Source organism: Streptomyces nanhaiensis (assembly GCF_046614825.1).
GTDB lineage: Bacteria > Actinomycetota > Actinomycetes > Streptomycetales > Streptomycetaceae > Streptomyces > Streptomyces radiopugnans.
Map to the genome: position 1 here is coordinate 1 of NZ_JBKJFM010000181.1, position 10910 is coordinate 10910.

Below are 10910 nucleotides of genomic sequence, written 5' to 3' on the forward strand. Positions count from 1 at the left end.
GGCTGGAGCTGCGCGGCGTCACCGCCGTGCGCGGCGGGCGCGAGGTGCTGCGCGGCGTCGACCTGGTGGTGCCCGGCGGCGCCACGGTGGCCGTGGTGGGGCGGTCCGGCTCGGGCAAGTCCACCCTCGCCGCGCTCGCCGGGCGCCTGGCCGACCCCGACGAGGGACGGGTGCTGCTCGACGGCGTCCCGCTGGACGGACTCGACTCCGCCGAGCTGCGCCGCGAGGTCGGCTACGCCTTCGAGCGGCCGGCGCTGTTCGGGGACACCGTCGGCGAGGCGGTCGCCTTCGGCGCGTACGACCCGGGCCCCGGCGCCGTCGAGGACGCCGCGCGGGCGGCCAGCGCGGACGCCTTCGTCCGCCGCCTGCCCGCCGGTTACGGCACCGCGCTCGCCGGAGCGCCGCTGTCCGGCGGCGAGTTCCAGCGCCTGGGCCTGGCCCGCGCCTTCGCCCACGCGGGACGGCTGCTGGTGCTGGACGACGCCACCTCCAGCCTGGACAGCGTCACCGAGCTCCAGGTGAGCCGGGCGCTGACGGACCGGGTGCGGGCCGGCACCCGGCTGCTGATCGCGCACCGCGTCTCCTCCGCGGCCCGCGCGGACCTGGTGGCATGGCTGGAGGACGGCCGGGTGCGGGCCGTCGGACCGCACGAGGCGCTGTGGGAACTGCCCGAGTACCGGGCGGTGTTCGCGGCCGGGGGCGGCCCCGACGCCCCGGGCACCCCGGCGGCCCGCGTCGCGGCGGAGGGGCCCCGGTGAGCCCGGCGGCCCGTACCGCCCCGGGCCCGGCCCGCCGTCTGCTGCCGCGCGCCGCGCGCTTCCTGCGGAGCCGGCGGCGCGTCCTGGTCCGGCTCGGCGGCTGGTCGCTGCTGGAGTCCGCCCAGACCTTCCTGGTCGGCTACGGCGTGGCCCAGGCCCTGGACCGCGGCTTCCTGGCAGGCGACACCGGGACGGGGCTGGCCTGGCTGGCGGTGGCCGCCGCGGCGACCGTCGTCGGCGGCCTGGCCGTACGGGGGGTCTTCCGCGGGCTGGCAGACCTGGTGGAGCCGCTGCGCGACGGGCTGCTGCGCCGGGTGGTGACCCGCGCCCTGCACGGGGCGGTGGCCGAGCCGGCCCGGGCGGACAGCTCCTCCGTCTCCCGCCTGACCCATCAGACCGAGCTGGCCCGGGACAGCTTCGCCGGGCTGGTGCTGGTGCTGCGCTCCTTCGTCTTCACCGCGGCCGGGGCCCTGGCCGGGCTGGCCTCCCTCCACCCCCTGCTGCTCCTGGTGGTCCTGCCGCCCCTGGTGCTGGGGCTGCTGCTCTTCACGGCCACGCTGGTGCCGATGGCGGCGCGCCAGCGGGACTTCCTCGACGCGGACGAGGCCCTCTCCACGCGCTACGGGGCCGTCGCCGCCGGGCTGCGGGACGTCGTGGCGTGCGGGGCCGAGCGGCGCACCGCCGGGGAGGCGGACGCGCTGGTCGCCACCGAGGTGGGGGCGGCCCGTTCGCTGGCCCGGTGGGCCGCCGCCCGCACCGTGGCGCTGGGCGTGGCCGGGCACCTGCCGATCGTGCTGCTGCTGTTCGCCACCCCGTGGTTGCTGGAGCGGGGACTCACGGCGGGCGCGCTGCTGGGCGCGCTGACGTATCTGACCCAGTCGCTGCTGCCTGCCCTGCGCACCCTGATGAGCGCCCTGGGGGCGGCGGGCACCCGGCTGCTGGTGATCCTGGACCGGCTCGTCGGGGAGGACCCGCCGCACGGCGCGCCGGCCGCCGCGGAGCCGGCCACCGAGCCCTCCACCGCCCCGCCCACAGCCCTGCCCACAGCCCTGCCCGCCGCCCGGTCCGCGGCCGGCTCCCGGGTGGAGCTGCGCTCGGTGACCTTCGCCTACGGCCCCGGCGCCCAGCCGGTGCTGCGCGAGGTGGACCTGACCGTCGAGCCCGGCGAGCATCTGGTCGTCGTGGGCCCCAGCGGCATCGGCAAGTCCACCCTCGCCGCTCTGGTGGCGGGCCTGCTCGTCCCGGACCGGGGCGAGGTGCTGGTGGACGGCGCCCCTCCCCGCGCCGCCGGCAGGGGCGCGGGCGAGCCGGCGCGGCAGCGTGTGCTGATCCCGCAGCAGGCGTACGTGTTCACCGGCACCCTCCGCGAGAACCTGCTCTACCTGTGCCCGGACGACCTGCCGGAAGGGCCGCCGGACGGAACACCGGCCGGAATGCCGGACGGGGGGCCGGGTGCCGGCCCGGAGGAGGAGAGGCTGGCCGCGTCGGTGGCGGCGGTCGGGCTCGGCCCGCTGGCCGACGGGCTGGGCGGACTGGACGCGGTGGTCGACCCGGCCGCCCTCTCCCAGGGGGAGCGGCAGCTGATCGCGCTGGGGCGTGCCCATCTGTCGCCCGCGCCCCTGGTGCTGCTGGACGAGGCCACCTGCCATCTGGACCCGGAGGCGGAGGCGCGCGCCGAGCGGGCGTTCGCGGACCGGCCCGGCACGCTGGTGGTGATCGCGCACCGGATCAGCTCGGCGCACCGGGCCGACCGGGTACTGGTGATGGACGGGGCCCGTGCCACCGCCGGAAGCCACCGCGAACTGCTCGGCCGCTCACCGCTCTACCGCGACCTGGTGGGGCGCTGGCACACCGGCCGCGACGGACGGCCCGCCGCCCGGCCGGGCCGCGAGGGCGCCCCGGCCTGACGGGCCGTCCGGGCCGGGCGGGGGCGGGCGCGTTCACACGCGCCCGCGCACACGTAAGCGCGCCCGCCCGGGCGACCGCCCGGCGGACGCTCACACCCAGCCCGCGCCCTGCGATATCCGTATGGCGTCGACCCTGTTGCGCGCCCCGGTCTTACGGGTGATGGCCGACATGTAGTTGCGTATGGTGCCGTGCGAGAGGTGCAGCCGCCTGGCGATCTCGGAGACCGTCGCGCCTTTCGCGGCCAGTGACAGAACGCTCAACTCCCTTGCCGTGAGGGGCATCTCGGCGGACCTCAGCAGGTCGTGGGCGAGGGACTCGTCCACGTATCTCTTCCCTGCGGCGACCTGCCGGATCCCCTCGAGTAACTTCTGCGGGGTGGCGTCCTTGTTGACGAATCCCAGGGCCTGCGCGTCATAGGCGCGGCGCAGCGCGCCGGGGCGTCCCGGAGTGGCCAGAACCAGTAGCCCGCATTTTGCCGAGGTCATATGCCGGCACAGTTCCGACATGCCTGCCACGTCCGGGGCCCCGGGGCCGTCCATGTCCACGACGCACACGTCCGCCCGCAGGGCCCGGAGCCGGCCGGGATCGCTGGACCAGGGCACATCCCGTACCTCCAGGTCGGACGCATCGTTGAGCAGCGCTGCCAGGCCGGATCGCAGCAGGCCGAAATGGTGCACCAGCAATACCTGAATCACGTTCGGATCCTCCAGTGCCCTGGTCGGGGGACGTTTGTCGAACACCCGTCAACGAATACCTGTAAATGGCACTGGATAACGCAGAGTTTCGGCCAGTACCGGTTGGTAATGGGGGCGCAGTGAGTGACTGGGGCGCACGCGAACCGCCGGATCGAACTACCGGCGCACTTCACCGGTCGTTTCCGCGGCGATCAATGTGCAAACCGTTTCGATGTCTTCTTGGACCTGCTCGATCGAAATACGTCCGGAGAGCCATCCGATGAGTGTCGAATGCCAGGTATGGGCGATGACGCGGACCGCCGAGAGCCGCTCCGGCGTCGGCGCCCCCCGCGCTCCCACGGCGTCCAGGATGATCTCGGTGGTGAGCCGGGAGACCGCGTCGACCTCCGCACCGGCCGAGCGGTCGGCGAAGGTGAACGCCCGCAGCATGGCCTCCGCCAGGTTCGGCTCCCGCTGGAGCGCGCGGAAGGCGCGCGTCAGCGTCACCGCGACCCGGGCGGCGGGCTCGGGCTCCTTCGGCGGGTGCCGGTGCAGCGTCTCGTGCAGCCGCTCCAGCTGGTCGTGCATGGTGGCGACCAGCAGGTGGACCTTGGAGGGGAAGTAGCGGTAGAGCGTGCCCAGCGCGACGTCCGCGGACTCGGCGACCTCGCGCATCTGCACCGCGCCGAAGCCCCCGCGCCGGGCCAGCCCGGCGCTGGCCGCCAGGATGCGGCGGCGGCGCGCCTCCTGGCGCTCGGTGAGCGGCGGGGCGGAGGGGAAGCCGGGATGTGCCGTCAAGTCTCTCCTGCCGTCTGTCCCGTCGGGCCCGGGCGGCTCCCGCCGCGGGTCCGGGCCGTTCCGGGGGCCCGGAAGACCGCATCCTCGCAGGACGGAGCCGTGGCGTGAATCACCCGGACCGGCTCGGCCCGGAACTTCTACCGGCCGGTAATCTTGCGAGCCGGATCCGTACGGCTCCCGGAGCCGGACGGGTCCGGGGCGCGGGCCGAGCGCGCCCGGGGCATCCTTGAAACTTGTTCCAGATTATCCCCGGCGGTTACGCTCCGGCGGAAAATCGCCGCGAGGACCTTCGAGAAGGGGGCCGTGAGTGACGGCAGAGGCCACCTGGGGCGCCGCGCCCGGACCCCTGGCGGGCGAGGCCGCCGACGGCGGCCGGCCGCTGCGGATCGCACTGCTCACCTACAAGGGGAACCCGTTCTGCGGAGGCCAGGGCGTCTACGTGCGCCACCTGTCGCGAGAGCTGGCCCGGCTCGGCCACCGCGTCGAGGTGATCGGCGCCCAGCCCTACCCCGTACTGGACCAGGAGGACGGCCTGCCGGGGGAGGTCTCCCTCACCCGCCTGCCCAGTCTCGACCTCTACCGGCAGCCCGACCCCTTCCGCACCCCGAAGCGCGGTGAGTACCGCGACTGGGTCGACGCGCTGGAGGTCGCCACCATGTGGACCGGTGGCTTCCCCGAGCCGCTGACCTTCTCGCTGCGCGCCCGCCGCCACCTGGCCGCCCGCCGCGGCGAGTTCGACGTCGTCCACGACAACCAGACCCTCGGCTACGGCCTGCTCGGCCTGGAGCGGCTCGGCTTCCCCCTGGTCACCACCGTCCACCACCCCATCACCGTCGACCGCCGCCTGGACCTGGCCGCCGCCGGGGGCTGGAGACGCCGGGCCTCGGTGCGCCGCTGGTACGGCTTCACCCGTATGCAGAAGCGCGTCGCCCGGCGGCTGCCCACCGTGCTGACCGTCTCCGGGTCCTCCCGCCGGGAGATCACCGAGGACCTCGGAGTGCGCCCCGAGCGCGTCCACGTCGTGCCCATCGGCGCCGACACCCGGCTGTTCTCGCCCGACGCGGCCGTCCCCGAGATCCCCGGCCGCATCGTCACCACCTCCAGCGCCGACGTCCCCCTCAAGGGGCTGGTCCACCTCGTCGAGGCCCTGGCCAAGGTCCGCACCGAGCACCCGGACGCGCACCTGGTCGTCGTCGGCAAGCGCCCGGAGAAGGGGCCGGTGGCCGAGGCGATGGAACGCTACGGGCTCGACGGCGCGGTGGAGTTCGTCAAGGGCATCAGCGACCGGGAGCTGGCCGACCTGGTGCGCGGCGCGCAGGTCGCCTGCGTGCCCTCCCTCTACGAGGGCTTCTCCCTGCCGGCGGCCGAGGCCATGGCCACCGGCACCCCCCTGGTCGCCACCACCGGCGGCGCCATCCCCGAGGTCGCCGGCCCCGACGGCCGGACCTGCCTGGCGGTGGAGCCGGCCGACGCCGGCGCGCTCGCCGCGGCGCTGGGCAGGCTGCTCGGCGACGCGGAACTGCGGGCACGTCTGGGCGCGGCCGGACGGGAGAGGGTGCTGCGCCGCTTCACCTGGGAACAGGCCGCCCGCGGCACGGTGGAGCACTACCGGGCCGCCGTCGAGGCCCGCGGACCCGCCGCGACCGCCCCCCGCTAGCCGCCGCCCGCCGCCCCCGGCCCGTCACCACAGCACACCGCACCACAGCGCACCGCACCACAGCGCACCGCACCACCCGCACCACCCGCACCGCACCGAGGAAGGCAGACACCAGTGCTGACCGTGGACTTCTCCCGCTTCCCGCTCGCCCCCGGGGACCGGGTCCTGGACCTGGGGTGCGGCGCCGGACGCCATGCCTTCGAGTGCTACCGGCGCGGCGCCCGCGTCGTCGCGCTGGACCGCGACGCCGAGGAGATCCGCGAGGTCGCCAAGTGGTTCGCCGCCATGAAGGAGGCCGGCGAGGCCCCGGCGGGCGCCGAGGCCACCGCGATGGAGGGCGACGCCCTGGCCCTGCCCTTCCCCGACGACAGCTTCGACGCCGTGATCATCTCCGAGGTGATGGAGCACATCCCCGACGACAAGGGCGTCCTGGCCGAGATGGTCCGGGTACTGCGCCCCGGCGGCCGGATCGCGGTGACCGTGCCGCGCTACGGACCGGAGAAGGTCTGCTGGGCGCTGTCCGACGCGTACCACGAGGTCGAGGGCGGCCACATCCGCATCTACCGCGCCGGCGAACTGCTGGCGAAGATGCGCGGAGCGGGCCTGAAGCCGTACGGCACCCACCACGCGCACGCCCTGCACTCCCCGTACTGGTGGCTCAAGTGCGCCTTCGGGGTGAACCGGGACGGCGACGACGCCGCGCTGCCGGTACGCGCCTACCACAAGCTGCTGGTCTGGGACATCATGAAGAAGCCGCTGGCCACCCGCCTCGCCGAGGAACTGCTCAACCCGGTGATGGGCAAGAGCTTCGTGGCCTACGCCACCAAGCCGCACCTGCCCGCCGGCGCCGTCTCCGGTCAGGGGACGGCGTGACGAGCCCGGGCCGCACCGAACGACTGGTCCTGCCCGGCGTCCTGACCGCCGAACAGGCCGAACGGACCGTCGCGGGCATCGCCGCCCTCCAGCGCGGGGACGGCGCGATCCCGTGGTTCCGCGGCCACCACCTCGACCCCTGGGACCACGTCGAGGCCGCCATGGCGCTGGACGCGGCCGGGGAGCACGCGCGGGCCGAGGCCGCCTACCTCTGGCTGGCCGAGCACCAGAACGACGACGGCTCCTGGTACGCCGCCTACGCCGACGGGGACGCGGCCCGCCCCACCGACCTGGGCAAGGAGACCAACTTCTGCGCCTACGTCGCCGTCGGGGTGTGGCACCACTACCTCGCCACCGGCGACGACACCTTCGCGGACCGCATGTGGCCGGTGGTCCACGCGGCCGTGGAGTTCGTCCTGGAACTCCAGCAGCCCGGCGGGCAGATCGGCTGGAAGCGGGAGGCCGACGGCGCCCCCGTCACCGACGCCCTGCTGACCGGCTGCTCCTCGATCCACCAGGCGCTGCGCTGCGCGCTGGCCCTGGCCGAGCACCGCGAGGAACCGCAGCCGGACTGGGAGCTGGCACTGGGCTGGCTGGGCCACGCGGTGCGCCACCACCCCGAGCGATTCCTGGACAAGGACCGCTACTCGATGGACTGGTACTACCCCGTCCTGGGCGGCGCGGTGACCGGAGCGGCGGCCAAGGAGCGCATCGAGTCAGGCTGGGACCGCTTCGTCGTCCCCGGTCTGGGCGTGCGCTGCGTTCTGCCCAACCCCTGGGTGACCGGTGGCGAGAGCGCCGAACTCGCCCTGGCCCTGTGGGTGATGGGGGAGTCCGACCGGGCGCTGGAGATCCTGCGCTGGATGCAGCACCTGCGCGCCGAGGACGGCCTGTACTGGACCGGCTACGTCTTCGAGGACGAGGCCTTCTGGCCGGAGGAGCTGACCTCCTGGACCGCCGGCTCGCTGCTGCTGGCCGTGGCCGCGCTCGGCGGCGACGAGGCCACGGTGGCGGTCTTCGGCGGCGAGGGGCTGCCGGCCGGGCTGGAGCCGGACTGCTGCTGAGCCGGAGCCGGCCCGCTTCCCGCCGTGCGTGCGACAGGCCCCGTCCGGTGCCACCGGACGGGGCCTGTCGCGTGTCTGCTCGCGCGTGCGCCGCGCGGCCGCGCGGGGATCAGCCGCGCTGGATGCCCGAGGTGTCCTGCAGGACGCCGCGGCGGCCGTCCTGCGTCTGCGCCACCAGCGCCTGGCCGCGCTGCTCCACCGCCAGGTACCAGGTGCCCGGGGCCAGTTCGGCGACCGGAGCGGGGGAGCCGTCCTCGGCGTACAGCGGCCGGGCGACCGGCACGGCGAACCAGAACGGCTGGAAGTTCGGGTCGGCCGGAGCGCCGCCGCCCGCCGGGGCCGCCTGCTGCTGCGCGGGCTGGCCCCCGCCGTACGGCTGGTGCGGCTGGCCCTGCATCGGCTGCCCCTGCATCGGCTGACCGGGCTGTCCCGGCTGCGGACCGCCCGGGTAGCCGTAACCGCCCTGTGGCTGCCCCTGCATCGGCTGACCGGGCTGGCCCTGCTGGGCGCCGGGGTAGCCGTAGCCGCCGGCCTGCGGGCCCGGGCCGTAGGGGTTCGGGGCCTGCGGGGAGGGGGCCGGCAGCAGCGGGGCCCTGAGCGCGCCCACGGTGTTGCCCAGGACGGCGAAGGCCGCCATGAGCAGGCCGCCGATGAGGGTCAGCCAGGCGCCCACGCCCAGGTCGATGCCGCGGTTGAGGTTCTGGTCCTCCGGGTCCGGTGCGATGGTGGCGAACACCGACCACAGTGCCGCCCAGCCGACGAAGACCGCCAGCGCGGTGCCCCACTGGTCGAGGCCGAGCCCCGCCACCTTGCGGTCGCCGGGCAGCACCCGCCCGGCGACGAGCAGGGCGGCCGCGATCAGCGCAGCGAGCGTCACGGTCGGCAGCAGCGGGAAGAGTGCGGGCTCCCAGCTGCTGACCGTGCAGTTCTCGGTGCAGTCGTCGGCCTTGAAGAAGGCGAGGAACGAGGCGATGAACAGCAGCACCGCTGCTCCGACAACCGCGCCATCGCTTCGGGTGAGCGAGCGGATGTTCACGTAATATCCTTAATCGGTTTCGTCATGGTCTGGTCAGACGGGGGCGGGCCCTATCGTACGGAAGGACGCTCCGCGGAGTCCGGCGGGTTCTCCCGCCCGGCCCCGACCCCGGCCCCGGCCCGTCCCGCCGGCTCACCCATCGGTTCGCACGCCGTCGCGCTCGCCGAGCAGGAAGGCCCTGACGCCTTCGGCGATGCCGCGGGCCGCACGCTGCCGCCACTGCGGGTCGGCCAGCCGCCGGGCCTCCCGCGGATCGCGCATGTTGCCGCACTCCAGGAAGACCTTCGGCACCCGGGAGAGGTTCAGCCCGGCCAGGTCGTCGCGGACGACCAGGCCGGTCTCGGCCGCGGAACCCCCCAGGTAGCCGGCCGGCCCGGACCCCGTCGCCTCGGCGAAGGCGCCGGCGAGGTGCTCGCCCAGCCGGCGCGAGGGGCCGGTGATCCGCCGGGTGTCGGCGGAGCCCTCGGTCACCCGCGCCGGGAGGATGACGTGGAAACCCCGGTCGCCCTCGCCCGATCCGTCGGCGTGCACCGAGACCACCGCGTCGGCCCCCGCCTCGTTCCCGGCCCGGGCGCGCTCGTCCACGCACGGCCCGTACGGGCGGTCGCCGTCATGGGTGAACTCCACCTCCGCGCCCAGCCCTTCGAGGAGGGTGCGGGCTCGGCGGGCGACGTCGAGGGTGAAGGACGCCTCCGCGTAGCCGGAGTCGGTGGACGTGCCGGTGGTGTCGCACTCCTTGCGGTGCGTGCCGGCGTCGACCCGGCGCGCGATCTCGCGGGTGTGCTCGCGGTTGTCCGGGTTGTGCCCGGGGTCGAGCACCACCACGGTGCCCTCCAGCGGTCCTCCCTCCCCGTCCGGCTTCTCGGGGGAGGGGCCGGGCGAGGAGGCCCGGGACGCTCCGGACGGCCCGGGCGCCTCGGGGGCACCGTGCGCGCCGCCGGCCTCCGTGTCCCGCACCGACAGCCACACCAGCCCGCCCGCCAGGCAGACGGGCAGCGCGATCGAGAGGGCCACGAGGAGGGTGGGCAGCCGCCGGCCGAGGGACATGATCGGATCGTAGCGCCGCGCCTTACAGGCCCGGGCCCGTACGCCGCAGAACGCGCAGCGAGCGGACCGCGCGCTCCTCGGCGAAGGCGCCGGACTCCAGCGCGCGGCGGTAGATCCGGTACGGCGCCCGGCCGCCGTCGGCCGGGTCCGGGAAGACGTCGTGGACGACGAGCAGCCCGCCCTCGGCCAGGTGCGGGACCCAGCCCTCGTAGTCGGCCGTCGCGTGCTCGTCGGTGTGCCCGCCGTCGACGAAGACCAGGCCGAGCCGCCCGCCCCACACCGACGCCGCCCGCGGCGAGCGGCCGACGAGCGCGACGACGTACTCCTCCAGCCCGGCGGCGTGCAGGGTGCGGCGGAAGAAGGGGAGGGTGTCCATCAGCCCCACCTCGGGATCCACCAGGGAGGGGTCGTGGTACTCCCAGCCCGGCTGCTGCTCCTCGCTGCCCCGGTGGTGGTCGAGGGTCAGGACGGTCACGTCGCCGTCCGCGTGGCGGGCGGCGTCGGCCAGCAGGATGGTGGAGCGGCCGCAGTACGTGCCGATCTCCAGCAGCGGCAGCCCCAGCCGCGCCGCGTCGCGGGCGGCGGCGTACAGCGCCAGTCCCTCGTCGGCGGGCATGAAGCCCTTCGCCGCCTCGAAGGCGGCGACGACCTCGGGTGCCGGCCGCGCTGCGGAGTCCATCGGTTCGCTCTCCTGTCCTGCCCTGTCCTGCCCGGTCCGGCCTGGCCGGGCCCGGTGTCGCCGCCCCATGCTGCCCTACGCGCCGCCGACCCGGTGAGGGGGGTCGGGAGCCGCCCGGCCGCGCGCAGGGGGCACGGTGTCCGCCGCCGGCCCCCGGGGCCGTCCGGCGGTCAGGGCAGGCGCAGGACGGGGGCGTCCCCGGACTCCGGATCGCCGTCCCCGGCCGGCGGGGTGGCGGTGGGGGCGGGGAGGAGGCCGCCGATCCGGTCGGGGACGTCGAGGCGGTCCGGCGCGGACGTCTCGGGCTCCGGCGCGGCCGGCTCCTTCTCCCGGGGCGGCTTCGACGGCTTCGCCTCGGGCGTGGGAGCCGGCGCGGACGACGGGCGCGCGCCGTCCTCCCCGCCGGCGCGCTCCGG

At 75.5% G+C, this 10910-nt stretch carries 10 protein-coding genes and 1 pseudogene; 5 read left to right on the forward strand and 6 right to left on the reverse strand.

Going from position 1 to position 10910, the window contains the following annotated elements; all coding sequences use genetic code 11:
* On the forward strand, window positions 1-758 hold a 758-nt coding region (locus ACLIYP_RS26705), incomplete at its 5' end, for an ATP-binding cassette domain-containing protein (protein ID WP_412715659.1).
* The gene (locus ACLIYP_RS26710; protein WP_412715660.1) at window positions 755-2665 is read left to right on the forward strand and encodes an ATP-binding cassette domain-containing protein; all 1911 of its coding nucleotides are present in this window, start codon (window positions 755-757) and stop codon (window positions 2663-2665) included. The genes ACLIYP_RS26705 and ACLIYP_RS26710, both read left to right, overlap by 4 nt.
* A 90-nt stretch (window positions 2666-2755) precedes the next feature.
* On the opposite strand, the gene ACLIYP_RS26715 is transcribed toward ACLIYP_RS26710, so the two are convergent.
* Both ACLIYP_RS26715 and ACLIYP_RS26720 read right to left on the reverse strand, forming a co-directional pair.
* On the reverse strand, window positions 2756-3361 hold the full coding sequence (locus ACLIYP_RS26715) for a LuxR C-terminal-related transcriptional regulator (protein ID WP_412715661.1): 606 nt from the start codon (window positions 3359-3361) through the stop codon (window positions 2756-2758).
* A 156-nt stretch (window positions 3362-3517) separates the two neighbouring features.
* Complete coding sequence (locus ACLIYP_RS26720; protein ID WP_412715662.1) at window positions 3518-4138, reverse strand: TetR family transcriptional regulator; 621 nt, start codon at window positions 4136-4138, stop codon at window positions 3518-3520.
* Between the two features lie 307 nt (window positions 4139-4445).
* Between ACLIYP_RS26720 and ACLIYP_RS26725 the strand changes: the two genes are divergently transcribed.
* The 3 genes from ACLIYP_RS26725 (at window position 4446) to ACLIYP_RS26735 (ending at window position 7732) form a co-directional block, all read left to right on the forward strand.
* Window positions 4446-5795, forward strand: a complete 1350-nt coding sequence (locus ACLIYP_RS26725; protein WP_412715663.1) for a glycosyltransferase family 4 protein — start codon at window positions 4446-4448, stop codon at window positions 5793-5795.
* 114 nt (window positions 5796-5909) lie between these two features.
* A complete protein-coding gene (locus tag ACLIYP_RS26730; RefSeq protein ID WP_412715664.1) occupies window positions 5910-6668 on the forward strand; it encodes a class I SAM-dependent methyltransferase in 759 nt (252 codons plus the stop codon).
* Window positions 6665-7732: a prenyltransferase/squalene oxidase repeat-containing protein gene (locus tag ACLIYP_RS26735; protein WP_412715665.1), complete on the forward strand. Its 1068-nt coding sequence runs from the start codon at window positions 6665-6667 to the stop codon at window positions 7730-7732. Before ACLIYP_RS26730 ends, ACLIYP_RS26735 begins: the two co-directional genes overlap by 4 nt.
* Before the next feature lie 109 nt (window positions 7733-7841).
* Here ACLIYP_RS26735 and ACLIYP_RS26740 read toward each other — a convergent pair whose 3' ends face one another.
* The 4 genes and pseudogenes from ACLIYP_RS26740 to ACLIYP_RS26755 form a co-directional block, all read right to left on the reverse strand.
* Window positions 7842-8768, reverse strand: a complete 927-nt coding sequence (locus ACLIYP_RS26740; RefSeq protein ID WP_412715666.1) for a DUF5336 domain-containing protein — start codon at window positions 8766-8768, stop codon at window positions 7842-7844.
* Between the two features lie 132 nt (window positions 8769-8900).
* The gene (locus ACLIYP_RS26745; protein ID WP_412715667.1) at window positions 8901-9815 is read right to left on the reverse strand and encodes an N-acetylmuramoyl-L-alanine amidase; all 915 of its coding nucleotides are present in this window, start codon (window positions 9813-9815) and stop codon (window positions 8901-8903) included.
* Window positions 9816-9837: 22 nt separating this feature from the next.
* A complete protein-coding gene (locus ACLIYP_RS26750) occupies window positions 9838-10494 on the reverse strand; it encodes a class I SAM-dependent methyltransferase (RefSeq protein WP_412715668.1) in 657 nt (218 codons plus the stop codon).
* 170 nt (window positions 10495-10664) lie between these two features.
* Window positions 10665-10910 (reverse strand): annotated as a pseudogene (locus ACLIYP_RS26755) (glycoside hydrolase family 6 protein); the annotation flags it as partial.